This window comes from Gluconobacter sp. Dm-44, assembly GCF_018256175.1.
Classification (GTDB): Bacteria; Pseudomonadota; Alphaproteobacteria; order Acetobacterales; family Acetobacteraceae; genus Gluconobacter; species Gluconobacter cadivus.
The window spans coordinates 62,064-77,091 of sequence record NZ_JAERLZ010000001.1 but is presented as its reverse complement, the minus strand read 5'-3'; the positions used below and the strand labels follow the sequence as shown (position 1 = coordinate 77,091).

At 59.6% G+C, this 15,028-nt stretch carries 13 protein-coding genes; 4 read left to right on the top strand and 9 right to left on the bottom strand.

The features are described from left to right. Positions 1 to 82: 82 nt before the first annotated feature. A complete protein-coding gene (gene alr, locus JK213_RS00325; RefSeq protein ID WP_194261386.1) occupies positions 83 to 1,186 on the top strand; it encodes an alanine racemase in 1,104 nt (367 codons plus the stop codon). Positions 1,187 to 1,192: 6 nt separating this feature from the next. Here alr and JK213_RS00320 read toward each other — a convergent pair whose 3' ends face one another. The 3 genes from JK213_RS00320 to JK213_RS16025 all read right to left on the bottom strand — a co-directional run bounded on the left by JK213_RS00320 (position 1,193) and on the right by JK213_RS16025 (position 4,742). Beyond that, positions 1,193 to 3,847 (bottom strand): hypothetical protein, encoded by a 2,655-nt coding sequence (locus JK213_RS00320; protein WP_194261385.1) that lies wholly within the window; start codon positions 3,845 to 3,847, stop codon positions 1,193 to 1,195. A 152-nt stretch (positions 3,848 to 3,999) separates the two neighbouring features. Next, a complete protein-coding gene (locus JK213_RS00315) occupies positions 4,000 to 4,587 on the bottom strand; it encodes an HD family hydrolase (RefSeq protein WP_194261384.1) in 588 nt (195 codons plus the stop codon). A 29-nt stretch (positions 4,588 to 4,616) separates the two neighbouring features. Continuing rightward, complete coding sequence (locus JK213_RS16025) at positions 4,617 to 4,742, bottom strand: hypothetical protein (protein ID WP_265589637.1); 126 nt, start codon at positions 4,740 to 4,742, stop codon at positions 4,617 to 4,619. A 212-nt stretch (positions 4,743 to 4,954) separates the two neighbouring features. Here JK213_RS16025 and cysG point away from each other — a divergent pair, with 212 nt between their 5' ends. Both cysG and JK213_RS00305 read left to right on the top strand, forming a co-directional pair. Further along, on the top strand, positions 4,955 to 6,394 hold the full coding sequence (gene cysG, locus JK213_RS00310) for a siroheme synthase CysG (protein WP_194261644.1): 1,440 nt from the start codon (positions 4,955 to 4,957) through the stop codon (positions 6,392 to 6,394). A gap of 142 nt (positions 6,395 to 6,536) precedes the next feature. After that, positions 6,537 to 7,493: a glutaminase gene (locus tag JK213_RS00305; RefSeq protein ID WP_194261383.1), complete on the top strand. Its 957-nt coding sequence runs from the start codon at positions 6,537 to 6,539 to the stop codon at positions 7,491 to 7,493. A gap of 3 nt (positions 7,494 to 7,496) precedes the next feature. Here the strand turns inward: JK213_RS00305 and JK213_RS00300 are convergent, their stop codons facing one another. Then, the gene (locus JK213_RS00300) at positions 7,497 to 8,831 is read right to left on the bottom strand and encodes an Nramp family divalent metal transporter (RefSeq protein ID WP_228125334.1); all 1,335 of its coding nucleotides are present in this window, start codon (positions 8,829 to 8,831) and stop codon (positions 7,497 to 7,499) included. A gap of 169 nt (positions 8,832 to 9,000) precedes the next feature. Here JK213_RS00300 and mntR point away from each other — a divergent pair, with 169 nt between their 5' ends. Next, positions 9,001 to 9,492, top strand: coding sequence for a manganese-binding transcriptional regulator MntR (mntR, locus tag JK213_RS00295; protein ID WP_099285018.1), 492 nt, complete (start codon positions 9,001 to 9,003; stop codon positions 9,490 to 9,492). Between the two features lie 23 nt (positions 9,493 to 9,515). Here the strand turns inward: mntR and JK213_RS00290 are convergent, their stop codons facing one another. The 5 genes from JK213_RS00290 to purU all read right to left on the bottom strand — a co-directional run bounded on the left by JK213_RS00290 (position 9,516) and on the right by purU (position 15,010). Continuing rightward, complete coding sequence (locus JK213_RS00290; protein WP_099285016.1) at positions 9,516 to 10,334, bottom strand: DeoR/GlpR family DNA-binding transcription regulator; 819 nt, start codon at positions 10,332 to 10,334, stop codon at positions 9,516 to 9,518. Positions 10,335 to 10,455: 121 nt separating this feature from the next. After that, entirely contained in the window at positions 10,456 to 11,955 is a 1,500-nt protein-coding gene (mqo, locus tag JK213_RS00285) for a malate dehydrogenase (quinone) (protein WP_211571248.1), read from the bottom strand. Positions 11,956 to 12,011: 56 nt separating this feature from the next. Then, complete coding sequence (locus JK213_RS00280; RefSeq protein WP_194261380.1) at positions 12,012 to 13,430, bottom strand: FAD-binding oxidoreductase; 1,419 nt, start codon at positions 13,428 to 13,430, stop codon at positions 12,012 to 12,014. Between the two features lie 154 nt (positions 13,431 to 13,584). After that, positions 13,585 to 14,031, bottom strand: a complete 447-nt coding sequence (locus JK213_RS00275) for a hypothetical protein (RefSeq protein ID WP_194261379.1) — start codon at positions 14,029 to 14,031, stop codon at positions 13,585 to 13,587. A gap of 100 nt (positions 14,032 to 14,131) precedes the next feature. Next, positions 14,132 to 15,010, bottom strand: a complete 879-nt coding sequence (purU, locus tag JK213_RS00270; protein WP_194261378.1) for a formyltetrahydrofolate deformylase — start codon at positions 15,008 to 15,010, stop codon at positions 14,132 to 14,134. Positions 15,011 to 15,028 lie beyond the last annotated feature (18 nt).

The window sequence follows — 15,028 nt, the reverse complement described above, 5'->3', positions numbered from 1 at the left end:
CCGATCTGAAAAGAGGGTTGCGGCCGTTGCGTCGTATGGTGGGCGTGCCATAAAGGTGCATTGCATCCTTGCGGACGGTCCCATGCACATATTCTCTCAGGACGACGCATCCGCCAGAGCGGGCGCGTGGCTTACCGTCAATCTGAAGGCCATTGCCGATAATTATGATCTCGTCGCCGGGCTAGGCGCGGGGGCAGAGTGCGCGGCGGTGGTCAAGGCGGATGCTTATGGGCTGGGGGCGGCGCAGGTCGCACAGGCTCTGGCCGCGCGAGGCGCTGAAACGTTCTTCGTCGCGCATCTTGATGAAGGCATGACGTTACGGGAGACACTGCCCCACGCACGGATTTTCGTGCTGCATGGCTTCATGCCAGACTGTGAGAGCAGGATGCAGGCGCATGGTCTTACGCCCGTTCTGAACAGCCTTGATCAGGTGCGGAGCTGGAAGCAGTTGTGTGAGCGGGCAGGGCAGGCTCTCCCGGCTGCGCTCCAGTTCGATAGCGGGATGTCGCGTTTTGGTCTGAGCGTTGAGGATCTGGCGGAGCGGAACCTTTTCGAGGGGCTGAACCTGCAACTCGTGATGAGTCATCTGGCCTGTGCGGATGTGCCCGACAGCCCTGCCAATGAAATGCAGCGACAGCGTTTCGTGACGATGGCGGCGGCTTTTCCCGGCGTTCCCCGCTCTCTGGCGGCGTCATCCGGGATTTTTCTGGGGCCGGACTATCATTTTGAACTGATCAGACCGGGCGCGGCCCTTTATGGGATTGCGCCCTCCGAAGGGCACCGTGTTCTTGCGCCGGTCGTTTCGCTCGATGCACGCATTGCTCAAATCCGCACGATCCAGCCCGGAGATCGTGTGGGGTATGGTCTAAGCTGGACAGCTTCAAAGCCGACGCGCATTGGCACGCTTGGTCTCGGATATGCGGATGGGTTCTTTCGCGCTCAGGCGGGACAGGCGAGTGTCTGGCATGGTCAGACGCGTCTTCCGGTTATCGGGCGCGTCTCGATGGACAGTATTTCCGTGGACCTGACCGATGCACCTGCCGATCTGAAAGCAGGGGATGTCCTCTCGGTTCTTGGGCCGCAGCAGGATGTGGACGCGCTGGCACGGTCCGCGGGGACGATCGGATATGAAGTTCTGACCTCACTCGGAAGCCGCTTTCATCGGGTTTATGCGCCGGCGGGTTGACCTTTCTCAGACTGATTTGCGGATCGAGATGGAGACAGTCCGGCCCAGCGGGTCCAGAAAAGCGGGTTCATAGCCCGCCGGTGTCACGCCAAGGCCGTTGCGGGCGCGGATGCGGCTGTTGAACAGGTTGCTGACCGACACCATGACCCGGAAATTCTTGGCCCAGCTGCGCTTCTGCCAGTGCGGAATTTCCCCCAGATCGGCAAAAGCCGTCATATCCACTGTAGCCAGATCGCTGAAGAACAGACTGCTGGCATGGGTGCTGGCGAGCGTGGACGTTGCGGACTGCCATTTGGTCACGAGGCGGAAGCCGAACCCGTTTTTGAAGACACCACCCTGAAGCTCGACTTCATGTCGCGGCTGGCCGCCTGTTCCGCCGATGGTTCCGCCGTTGAGTAGGTCGATGGGAGGGAGGCCTGAGCGAAGCTGCACGGTGTCCTTGAGGCGCCAGACCTGCGTCAGAACAATGTAATACCGTCCTCCCGCACCATGTTTTCCGCCTTTTCCTTCCGGCTTTTTTCCAAGCGGTCTGGAAAACGAGAATGTCGCGTTCCACTCATTGCGCTTTTCCATCAGCGCATTGACCGGACGGATATCGACGACGTCGAGAATTCCGTCCGAATTGCGCTGGTACCGGTCCGGGAAAGCGTCTTCGATGGCGGCGGTCGCGGTGGGCAGGCTCATGACCGGGTTGTGGTTCCGGTCCCGGACGTAGTTCACATGCAGACGGGCGCCGTCGAGAAAGCTTGGGGAAATGATCGTTCCGATGCTGATTTCGTGGCGGTCTGCGGCCTGAAGGTTCCGGTTGCCGCCTGAAATCGTCGTTACCTGAACCGACCGTCCGGTGACGTAATCATAGGTCGTGACGTTGGGCGTTTCGATCCGGGGGGCAATGAGGTCCGTGGCGCCGGGGGCCTCGGTCCGGTCGGTGACGGAAAACGGGAACTGGACCCACGGCGCGGGCTCCCACGTCACACCGCCGCCGATCGTTCCCAGCGTTCCGAAATGGGACACCTGACTGATGGCGCCATTGATGTTCGCATCAAGCTTGCCCAGAAATGACAGGACATGCTTGCGCGCATTCGCGATGGGAATATCGCCGTCGATCTGAAGGGTGCCGACGTCGCGGCTGATATGGGTACGTTGCAGCTTGCCCTGACTGAGCGAGGTGGCGTTCTGCTCTGTTAAAGTGCCGGTCGGCGCGATGCTGGTGGAGACATCACCCGCAGGCAGAGAAAAGAGTGAGCCTGACAGCAGGCCCGTGATTTCGCCGCTCGTGCCGGTAGTGTGGCCGCGATTGACCAAACGGCTGTTCAGCCAGTTGCGGTCCACTTCGGAAAATGGATCAAAACTGCTGAGGCCGCTGGTCAGGGCTGTCTGGGCGGCGCTCAGGTTAAGGCCGGTCTGGCTGTTGGTGGACGTGGTGGAGCGGTCGAAGCTTCCTGTACTGTTCCACTTCCAGTCTCCGACGTCGCCGTTGAAATTCACCCCGGCATGAACGGTGTCCGTATGCGCCGTGTGTTGCAGGGCGGGGACGGTGGTGTAGTTCCGGTAGAGCAGCGTGTCCTGGGAAAACGGCGAATAAAGACTATCAGCCGGAAGGGTGAGGATGCCGCGTGCCGGTCCCTGAAGGCTTTCGGAATTGCTGTGGGTGTAACTGGCATTGAACGACGCCGACACGCTCTTGAAGATCTGGTCGGCATAAACGCCGTTCAGCTTCAGTTCGTGCGTTCTGGGCTGCAGGCTGTAATCCGAGGTGTTCGAACTGACATGCGGCGTATTGGCATAGGCCGTGAAATCCTGAAGTGTCGGAACCTGTCCCGCCACCAGTGATGGTACGCCTGCGGATGTAACGCTCTGCCCGGCCAGCGCATCCAGAGCCGGATCGAGGCTGCCACCACTGACAGACGTGACATTGCCTGCGTTGGAATACAGCCCGCTTGCGGACGGAGGTGTCACGTCGCGATCACTGTCGAGCAGACGGGCCTGCACTTCATAACGGGCGCTCAGATTGATCCGCCGCTCGCCTGAGAGTTTTGTAAAACTCGCGCCCAGAACCCCATCGTCTCCTCCACCATCCGTGGACGTGCTGCCATAAGTGCGCAGTCGCACGGCGCGGAAAGTCTTCACGGTAATGATGTTCACCACGCGCTCGTCAGCCGGGTAGCCGTAGCGCAGGGCTTCTTCTTCAGTGAAGATTTCGACCCGGGCAATGGCTTCGAACGGCAGGTCGTTGACCTCCTGCATTCCCGAAATGCGCTTGCCATTGAGCAATACGACCGGCGTATTCCCGGTAGCGCCCCGTCCAGAGCGGGTTTCGGGGGCAATGGCCGTCAGGAGATCTGCTGCGGTATCGACGCCATAGGAGCGGATTTCATCAGACTGGATCTGCATGATCGCCTTGGCGTCACCCAGAACGGCTCCGGCGGGCTTGTGTCCCTTGACGACGATTTTTTCGCCACCGTTTACGGAGGTGGTGGAGGTCGTAACGCTTGTGCCGCTGTTCTGTGCTGCGGGCGATGTCGTGACAGATGCTGTAGTCGTCTGTGCGGATGCGCTGACCAGCAGGCTGCCAAGACCACAGACCAGCCCAAGCGCCGGACACAGCAAAGGGCGACCCACGGAAGGAAGGATGCCGGTTTTCAGGTCATGATCTGCCATGCGCTTGTCTGCATCCTTCTGCATTTCATGTGGGCCTGAACGTCCATATCGGATGCAGATTGTCACGAATCTGTAAGGATTTCGCGACACGGAAGGCCGTCTGACGCCGCTTCTGACGGATTTGCTTTCAGATGTCGAGCAGAAACGGCCGCTCAGCCCACGACCATGTTCCGGCTTCGCATCATATTGCGGCGCGTTTCTTCGTCCAGAATGTCGCGGATCCGGCGCGTCAGTTCGGTCGCATCGGTATATTTTCGGCCATAGGTCAGATTGAATGTATGGTCGAAATCGTCCGGGTTGAGGCCTGCATTGTGCTGGCTGATGGTTTCGATCTTGTCGAACGCTTTGGCCAGCCGTGCTTCGGGGGATGCTGCGTTTTCATACTCGTCCCACAGCTCCAGAAATTCTGCCTGCAGGTCGGCAGGCAGGGGAGCCATGATCGTCAGCAGGTCTTCGCGCTCCTGCGCTGCCTTGTTGGCGGAGGCATGGACCGAAATTGCGGGAACGTCGCCATGAATGGCTTCGCCCAGATCATGAAGAATGCAGATTTTCAGAAGTTTCAGAAGGTCGATGCCTTCAAGCTGGTCGGCAAAGGTCATAACCAGAAGGCAGAGCGCCCAGGTATGTTCCGCCGTGCTTTCGGTCTGCCCGCCGTGGGTATAGGTCCGTCTGAGGATATCCTTCAGCCGGGAGGCTTCCCGGAGAAAATCGAGGCGCTTTTCAAGATCGCCTTTCGTCATGAAGCAAAGTCCAGTCTGTGGTGAGCGCCTTATCCGACAAGCGCGTACAGGATTTCATACCCCACAAAGCAGGCAACGGCCAGCAGCGCGAGCAGGACAATGAAGCCGGGCCCCTGCTGGAGTGATCTGAAGATTTTGACCATCAATCCAGCCATAAGACATGTTTTCCTATCAGGACGCTTCCGGTTCATGAAGAGCGTAGCATTTTAGTAGGGTGTTCTGTCTGGATTTCTTTGTGCGTCGTCCCGGTACGAGATCAGGCCTTTCGCCTTTCCGGGGCAATTATGGGTTTGACGTTGCGTCCGGCCTGTCGCTCAATATGCTGGACCTCCTTATCGCAGCCTATGACCCGGAAATCCGTCCTTTGATGAATACGTCGTCCGCTTCTTCTGGTCCCGTTGCAGGAGGTATTTCGGAATCCGACCCGCAGACGGGATGGTTCCCGATTTCCGTCAGGCTCGCAGGGGTGCGCGTTCTGCTGGTGGGCGGCGGGGAAATCGCGGTGAACAAGGGGCGTCTTTTACTCGATCATGGCGCACGGATCGATGTTCTGGCCGAAAGCCTCAATCCGGTTGTGCAGGGCTGGGTTGAGAGCGGTAGGGTGCGCCATGTTGCGGGGCGGGCAGATGAGAGCGCCCTGAAGGAGCATCTGCCGGGGTGCCGACTGGTCTATGCCGCGACTGATGATCGAGACGTCAACCGGCAGGTGGCGGCTTTGGCAGATGCGCTGAATATACCCGTCTGCGCGGTGGATGATCCGCAGCCGTCGAGCTTCATCACGCCCGCGCAGGTTCGCCGGGGTGCAGTGCGCGTTGCTGTTTCAACAGGAGGGGCGGCGCCTGTTCTGGCGCGTCGTCTGCGTGAACAGATTGAGGCGCTTCTGCCTGAAGGGACGGGGCGTTTGTCGGCTTATATGCAGTCCCGCAGGGCGCAGGTTTCTGAACGCTATCCGCAGGTGCAGGATCGCAAGCGCATCTGGGAGGATTTTCTCGATGGTCCGGGTGCGGAGGAGGCCAGAAATGGTGATGATATCCGCGCGGATGCGCGACTGAACGCGCTTCTGGACGCGGCGCGTAAACCGGGAGAGGTCTGGCTGGTTGGAGCAGGCCCCGGCGATCCGGATCTGCTGACCCTCAAGGCGCTGCGTCTGATGCAGAATGCGGATTCCGTCCTCTACGACAATCTCCTGTCTCCGGCATTGCTCGACATGGTCCGGCGGGATGCTGAACTCGTATTCGTGGGCAAACAGCGTGACAGACATGCCCTGCCGCAGGACGAGATCAACAATGAAATGATCCGTCGTGCGCAGGCAGGGGAACGCGTTCTGCGTCTCAAGGGCGGCGATCCGTTCATTTTCGGTCGTGGCGGAGAAGAAATCGAAGCGCTGGTCGAGGCCGGGGTCGCGTTTCGGCTGGTTCCGGGCATTTCCGCGGCAAACGGGTGCGCTGCCTATTCCGGCATTCCTCTAACGCATCGGGACTGTGCGCAGGCCTGTCTGTTCGTGACCGGGCACGCAAAAGCGGACGGGGTTCTGGATCTGCCTTGGGACGACATGGCCGATCGCCGCCAGACGGTCGTGATCTATATGGGGATTTCAACCCTGCCGCAGCTTGCCGCCGGACTTCTGGGAAAAGGACTACCGGCTGACTGGCCTGTGGCGATTGTGGAGCGGGGCACGCAGCCGGCGCAGAGGGTTTTCACCGGGACGCTATCCAACATCGCCCTTCAGGCGGCCGAAGCGCAGGTGAAATCCCCTGCGCTGGTGATCGTGGGGCAGGTGGTGATGCATCGGGTGGTTTCTCCCTGATCTGCATGGGAAGAAGGCAGGCTCTTTCAGCTATGTTGTAAATGCATATCCCACTTCACGTCCGTGCGGGTTGTCCGCAGGGGCGGCAGCTTGTGAAACTCCTCTTCTTTCAGTCACATCGCGTTCCGTACACCGAGGCCCCATGACCACACTTGCGTCCATTATCGTCTCGATCGCAGAGGAAATGCGGACGGCCTCAGAACGGGGTGCTGTTGCCAATTACATTCCTCCGCTCGCACGGGTGGATCTCAATCGTTTCGGTATGGCCGTCGTGGGGATGGATGGAGAGACGCACACGGTCGGAGATGCGGCTGTTCCGTTCTCCGTGCAGAGCGTGTCCAAGGTGTTCAGCCTCAGCATGGCGCTTAATGCGATGGGCGAGGAATTGTGGGGGCGCGTGCGTCAGGAGCCTTCGGGCAGCGCGTTCAACTCCATCATCCAGCTTGAAAACGAGCACGGTATTCCGCGTAATCCGTTCATCAATGCGGGCGCCATCGTCATCGCCGATATTCTGGTGTCCCGCTATGGCCGCGAAAATGCCCGGACTCGCCTACTGGATTTCCTGCGTCCGCTGGTAGACGATCCGGCCTCGATCGACATCGACACGGATGTCGCGCGTCAGGAGCGCGAGACCGGGTTTCGCAATATGGCGCTTGCAAACTACATGCGGACCTTCGGCAATATCCGCAACGTGGTTGAGGATACGCTGGATTTCTATTTCCATCAGTGCGCTCTCACCATGAGCTGCCAACAGCTTGCGCAGGTCGGAACCTATCTCATGACGGGTGGCCTGAACCCGCTGACAGGCGAGCGTGTCATGTCAGAGCGCAATGCCCAGACGATCCTCGCGCTGATGATGATGTGCGGCCATTATGACGGTTCGGGGGCATTTGCCATTCGCGTAGGTCTGCCCGGAAAATCCGGTGTGGGGGGTGGCATCCTTGCGATTGCGCCGGGAGTGGCGTCCATCGCGGTGTGGTCGCCGGGGCTGAACGCACAGGGCAATTCTCTTCTCGGAACGCGTGCGCTGGAGCGGCTTGTGCAGCATACGGGCTGGTCGGTGTTTCGCGCCAGTCCGTGGGTTGTCAATCCAACCTGACTCTCAGCCCGCCAGAGTGTCGTAAAGCAGCTTGAAATTCAGCAGCAGGATCAGCCCCGCCACGCCCCATGACAGGATACGGATGGGCATGGAAATCACGAATTCGCCCATCTTGCGCCGGTCCGAGACGAACATGACGAGCGGAATGACGGCAAAGGGCAGTTGCAGCGACAGGATGACCTGACTGGCCATCAGCAAATCGCTCACGCCCCGGTTGCCATAGATCAGTGTGACGATCGCCACGGGAATGATCGCCAGCCCGCGTGTCAGCAGCCGCCGCGCCCAGTGCGGGATGCGAAGGTGCAGAAAGCCTTCCATGATGATCTGTCCGGCCAGCGTGCCGGTGATCGTGGAGTTCGTGCCTGCTGCCAGCAGTGCGAGTGCAAACAGCGTGGAGGCGATGCCCAGTCCGAGGATCGGGGAGAGCAGCCTGTAGGCATCCTGAATTTCCGCCACATCCTGATGGCCGGAGTTGTGGAACGCCGCTGCCGCCACGATCAGGATGGCTGCATTGATGAACAGCGCCAGCGTCAGGGCAATCGTGCTGTCCCACGTCGTCCAGCGGATGGCGTCTCGCCGTCCGGCCGGGGTGCGTTCATAGGCGCGGGTCTGGACGATCGAGGAATGCAGATACAGGTTGTGCGGCATGACCGTGGCACCAATGATGCCGATGGCGATATAAAGCATCCCCGGCGTCGTCACGATTTTCGGATCGGGGAGAAGGCCAGCCAGAACACTGTGAACGGGCGGGGCTGCCGCGACGAGCTGGATCCCGAAACAGAGGGCGATGATCCCCAAGAGCGCGATCACGAACGCCTCCAGGTACCGGAAGCCCCGGTTCATCAGCATCAACACGATCAACGCGTCTAGAATGGACAGCAGAGCTCCGGCGAGAAGCGGCAGGCCGAACAGGAGTTGGAGCGCCACGGCGGTGCCGATGACTTCCGCCAGATCGCAGGCAATGATGGCCAGTTCACAGGCCAGCCACAGAACGATGTTCACGCGCGGGGAAAAATGGTTCCGGCAGGCCTGTGCGAGATCCTGTCCAGTCGCGATCCCGAGGCGGGCGGAGAGTGCCTGAAGCAGGATCGCCATGAGGTTCGACAGCATGATGACGCAGAGCAGCGTATAGCCATACCGCGCGCCGCCCTGAAGGTCGGTGGCCCAGTTTCCGGGGTCCATATAGCCGACCGAGACCATGAATCCCGGCCCGACAAACGCCATGAAGCGACTGAACCACGATGCTTCCGCACCCGGAACACGGATGCTGGAAAACACATCGGGCAGGCTCGGGCGCATAGTCGGAGAGGGTGTACGGGGGGCGTTGGTGTCTGGCATCGGGACTGTATTCAATCCCATCCGGAATTGATATTCAATATGCTATATTGATGAGCCTCATGAAAAACACGGAATCTCTGTAAATCGTGATTGCCCGGACTGGCAGAGCGATCCGGAATGTTTTATTCCGCCGTGAATAATGTTTTCTGGATAGAGGCACAGGACGGGAATGGAACGGAAAAAACGGCTGAAGGACACCGCGCCCAAGGAGACGCTGCCTGATGTCGAAACCCATTCCGAAGGCTTTCGCGCCAATCGTGAGGCGCGGCGCAATGTGCTGGTGGAAGACTATGTCGAACTGATTTCGGACCTGCTGTCGGAAGGGCAGGAAGCGCGACAGGTCGATATCGCCGGGCGTCTGGGCGTGTCCCAGCCGACCGTGGCGAAAATGCTCGCCCGTCTCGCGACGGAAGGTTACGTCACGCAGAAACCCTACAGAGGTGTCTTTCTGACGCCCGCGGGACAGGAAATGGCGGACAAGGCACGGCACCGGCACCGGATCGTGGAAGCATTTCTGCTGGCGCTCGGCGTCAGCGAGGAAAATGCCCGCGTCGATTCCGAGGGGGTGGAGCATTACGTCGGGAGCGAGACCCTGACGCTGTTTGAAAAGGCGATCCGGGGCAATCTGCAACAGTTCATGCAGAACTTACCGGACGCCTGATAGTCCGTGTCTGAAATCTGCGCTCAGGTGCAGATTTCGAGATTGACGTCTTCCTGCGCCAGAGCCTTCGCGATGGAGGGCTTGAGATGGGAATCTGTCAGGACGTGGTCGAATTCCGACAGGGACGCCAGCCGGTGCAGGCCGCCTTTGCGGAACTTCGTGCTGTCCACCAGCAGAACACACTGGTCCGCCATATCCATCATGATCCGCTTGACCTTGACCACATCCTGATCGTTCTGGAACGCGGTGGCGTTATGGATAATGGACGTCGAGAGGAACATCATGTTGGCCCGCAGGGACTGCGCGGCCTGTTCGCAGACCAGCCCGAAAAACGCGTTGCGCGGCGGATTATAGTCGCCGCCAAGACAGATCAGTTTCAGGTTCGGGTAAGGCGAGAGAGCCTGAATTACACCGACTGCGTTGGTGATGATCGTCAACGGCGCGAGAGCGGGGAGAAGCGGCAGCATGGCCGCGACGGTCGTGGAGTCATCAAGGACAAGAACCTGCTCGGGCTGGATCAAGGAGACGGCGCGCTGGATGATCGCGTCCTTGAGGTCTGTCGCCCGTGAGCGTCGGAAATTGACCGTTTTCTGGGTCGTGACCTTGTTGCGCAGAACGATGCTGCCATGCAATTTGTCGATCAGGCCCTGCTGCACGAGGGCATGGGAGTCGCGGTGGATCGTCATGCGACTGACCCCGAAACGCTCCGCCAGACCTTCGATGGTGGCGCTTCCGGTCTCGAGAAGGACGTCGAGGATCTGTTTCTGCCGGGCCGAATTATCCCGCCGTTTCGAACTCTGCGGCGAGGCGGTGGTGATCACGGAGCCCGAACCATCAGTCATGTGTCAAATCGATTCCTGAGCGTGAAAGCAAACAGACAAGTGTAAAATCACACATACCATATCAGAGCCGAATGGACGTGTAACGTCCGTTGAGCGAAATCCGGCCCTAAAAAGGTGACTATTACGCTTTTGCCGTGATTTTCAGAACACGGGCAGTTTCTTCCCGGAGTGTCGCGCAGGCTTGGGCGTCTTTGATCAGATCGATCCCGTAGGCCGGAAACACCTGACGCAGGCGGGGCAGCCAGTCAGCCTCTGTCAGCCGTTCGGGAAAGACCTGCTGGACGACCTGAAGCGCCACGGAGGCGGCAACGGACGCTCCGGGCGATGCGCCGAGGATGGCTATAAGGGAGCGGTCGGCGCTTTTCACAAGCTCGGTCCCAAAGCGCAGGGTTCCGTGCAGCCCCTTGTCCGGACGGATAATCTGCACGCGCTGTCCGGCCACGACTTTCGTCCAGTCCTCGGGTCTGGCTGTCGGGTAGAAATCCTGAAGGGCTTTGAAGCGGCCCTCGTTCGTCTGGAGAACCTGACGCACGAGATAGTCCAGCAATCCAAGATTGTCTTTCCCGGCGGTCAGGGCGGGAATGATGTTTTGGGGCGTCAGAGAGCGAAAATAATCCGTCCATGAACCGCTTTTGAGGAATTTCGTGGAAAACCCCGCATAAGGTCCGAACAGCAGGCAGGATTTGCCGTCGATGACGCGCGTATCGAGATGCGGGACCGACATGGGCGGCGAACCGACAAGGGCCTTGCCGTAGACCTTGGCGTGGTGTTGCCCGGTAATGGCCGGGCCCATGCAGCGCAGCCACAGGCCGCTGACGGGGAAACCGGCATAATGTGCCGCTTCGGGAATGCCGGATGCCTGAAGCAGTGGCAGCGCATTGCCGCCCGCGCCGACAAAAACAAACCGCGTCAGAACCGTGATCGTGTGGCCGCTTTCGGTATCGGTGGCCGTCACGCGCCAGCGACCGTCCGTGGTGCGTGTCAGGCCGGTGACGCGATGATTGTAGTGGGTGGCAATGTTGCGGTCTGACTTGAGGGAGGCCGTCAGCGCGTGGGTTAGGGCGCCGAAATTGACGTCCGTGCCCTCTTGAATGCGCGTGGCCGCAACGGGTTGGGACGTATCGCGCCCTGCCGTCGCAAGAGGCGCCCATTGGGCGATGACGGCCGGATCGGACGTGTATTCCATATCCGCAAAGCAGTGATGGGCGACCATCGCCTCGTAACGGGCTTTGAGAAAGGCGAGGTTCTCCGCTCCCCAAACCAGACTGATATGGGGGCAGGGCTGCACGAATGAGGCCGGATCGGCAATGCGGCCTTCGCGGACCCAGTGCGCCCAGAGCTGCCTTGAGAGGTCGAATTCCGTGTTGATCGCCAGCGCCTTGGAGATGTCGATGCTGCCATCCGCGCGCTGGGGCGTGTAATTCAGTTCGCAGTTCCCGGCATGTCCGGTCCCGGCATTGTTCCAGGCATAGGAACTTTCCTGCCCGCAATCCGGTAGTGTTTCGAACATCATCATCGACAGCGACGGATCGAGCTCGCGCAGCAGGGCCGCAAGTGTGGAACTCATGATCCCCGCACCGATCAGGACGACATCGGGGCAGAGGCTGGAAACTGACGGCATGAGGCTGAAATCCGGCAAGGGCTGGAAAGAAAAGAGGGCGAAAGATCTCCGAAAGTTCAGCCCGTGTAAACCGGGCCTGCGGGCAGGAGTTTGCCGGGATTGAGGATATGATGCGGGTCCATCGTGTTTTTCAGCGCCCGCATCACGCTGAGGCTTCCAGCACCATGTTCGGTTTCCAGAAATTCCAGCTTGCCCATGCCAACGCCATGCTCGCCGCTGCATGATCCGTTCAGCGACATGGCGCGGGCAACGATTTTCCGGTCCAGATCGAGGGCGAGATCATGCCCTTCGGGTGTGTCGTCCGTAATGATGAGCGTATGGAAATTGCCGTCCCCAACATGGCCCAGCAGCGGCGCGCGCAGGCCGGACGCTTCGATATCGCGATGCACGCCTTCGATCAGCTCGCCCAGACGCGAAATCGGCACGATACAGTCCGTAGAGATGACCCGCGCGCCCGGAACAATGGCCTTCGCTGCCCAGTAGGCGTCATGCCGCGCTTTCCACAGACGGGTTCGGTCTTCCGCACTCTCCGCCCACGCAAAACCCAGCCCGTTATTGCCCGACGCAATGGCTTCCGTTGTCTCGACCTGTTCGCGCACGGCCGCAGGCGAGCCGGTGAATTCGAAGAACAGCGTGGTCAGCGGCTGATATTCCGTAAGGCCGGAATACTGGATGGAGGCCGCCATCTGCACGCTGTCCATCAGTTCCACGCGGGTGATGGGAATGCCGCACTGGATGATTTCCATGGCCGTCCGGATCGCGTCATGCAGGCTCTCGAACTGGCAGATGGCCGCGGATACGGTCTCGGGGCGTCCATGCAGACGAAGCTGGGCTTCCGTGATGATCCCCAGCGTGCCTTCCGAGCCAACGAACAGGGATGTTAAATCATAGCCGGTGGAGGATTTGCGGACGCGGCCGCCCGTGCGGATGATTTCGCCAGTCGCGAGCACAACCGTCAGGCCGAGCACGTTTTCCTTCATTGTGCCGTAACGCACGGCGGCTGTGCCTGAGGCGCGGGTGGCGCACATGCCGCCGATCGTCGCTTCTCCACCCGGATCGACCGGAAAGAAAAGGCCGGTGTCACGGATTTCCACATTCAGCGTCTGGCGCGTGATCCCTGCCTGAACCCGGCAGTCCAGATCTTCGGCGTTCAGTTCCACGATGTCGGTCATGCGCGACAAGTCGAGGCTGATGGCCTGCTCGGGCGGTACGACATGCCCTTCGACCGAGGTGCCCGCTCCGAATGCCACAACTGGGACCCGCCATTCATGACAATGGCGCAAAACGGTTGCGACATCCTGCGTGCTTTCCGCGAAGACCACCGCCTCGGGCAGGCGGGAGGCATTCATGGCCTCGCCGTGGCTGTGTTCCTCACGAACGGAGGGCGCCGTGCTGATCTGCTCTCCCATGACGGACTGAAGGGTCTTGAGAACGGCCTGCAAGCGGTCCTGAGCAGAAGCGGAAGAGACGGTCATGACTGGGTCCGGCATGAAGAAAAAGGACGCTCTTCATAGGGCGGATTGCAGGGTTGGGAAATGTCTTCAAGCCGATATGGGGATATAGAATGAAATAATCTGTCTAAAAATGGATCTAAATTGCAAGATCAGGCTCTGTTGGAGGGCGGCGGCCTTATTCAAAGAAAATATTGCTCGCTCGGCTGACGAAAATATAGGTCCGCTCGTCCCCTTTGGTGTTGACGATGATCCCCTGTTCCAGATCCGCCCCGACTTTCATGGCCGATCCGATCACCAGAATTTTTTTGTTCAGCACCATGTTGCGGAAATCGCCACCAAACCGGATGTCGGCGTTGTAGGCCACGCTTGACGTGATCTGCACGGCGACATTGGCGCGGTCCAGATAGGTATCTTCCGAGTTGAGGAAGACCATCTTGTTGAAAACGTTCACGCTTTTAACGGTCATGACGAACGTGCCGGGAACCACAGTGCGGTTCGATGTTTCCCTCAGTGTGTCCGCTGGTGTCAGTCTTTTTTCGAGAACCCAGTCTCCTGAACAGGCTGTCTGTCCGATCAGCGCTGTGAGGAGGGTAAGTGAAAAAAGAGTGTTACGGACGGTCATCTGACGAGTGCTACCGACTGTGAAATACTGGATCGACCCTAGGAGAGAATATTCCGGGTGTCGTGCGAAATTTATATGTCCCGTCGAAGAAAAGCCTTGTTCAGGTCGCAAAGACGACTGTGCGGCTACCGTTGATAATGGTTCGGCGTTCGATGTGATACCGGACGGCACGTGCCAGAACGCGACGTTCGATATCGCGTCCTTTGCGGATCAGGTCCTCGGGTGTGTCGGCATGGGAAATACGCTCCACATCCTGCTCGATGATCGGGCCTTCATCCAGATCCAGCGTGACGTAATGGGCCGTCGCGCCGATCAGCTTCACGCCGCGGGCAAAGGCCTGATGGTAAGGGCGCGCGCCCTTGAAGCCGGGGAGGAAGGAGTGGTGAATATTGATACAGCGACCGGACAGGCTGGCGGCCATCTCGTTGGACAGAACCTGCATGTAACGCGCGAGAATGACCAGCTCGGCACCGCTCGATGCCAGCAGGTCCAGCACGTGGGCTTCCTGCGCGGGCTTCGTTTCTTTCGTGACGGGGACGTGGTGAAACGGAATGCCGTAGAAATCCAGATCCGCGAACACGTCGCGCGGGTGGTTCGACACGATGCCAACGGGCTCGATCGGCAGTTCCCCAATGCGCCAGCGATACAGCAGATCGACCAGGCAGTGATCGAAGCGCGAGACCATCAGCAGGACCTTCGGCTTCACGCTGCGGTCATGCAGGGCCCACTCCATGCTGAAACTGTTTCCCAGAACGGCCAGCGCCTCTTGAAGCTGCTTCATGCTGGTCCGGTCTTGTGCGACTTCAAAGACGATCCTCATGAAGAAGACCGTGCTGTCCCGGTCATCGAACTGCTGAGCTTCCGTGATGTTGGCATCCAGCTCCGCCAGCTTCCCGCTGATGGCCGCCACGATACCCGGGCGGTTGGGGCAGGAAAGTGTCAGGACATAGGTCGTCTGCGGAACTGAAGGGGCCGTCATGGAAGGTCTTTTCTCGTC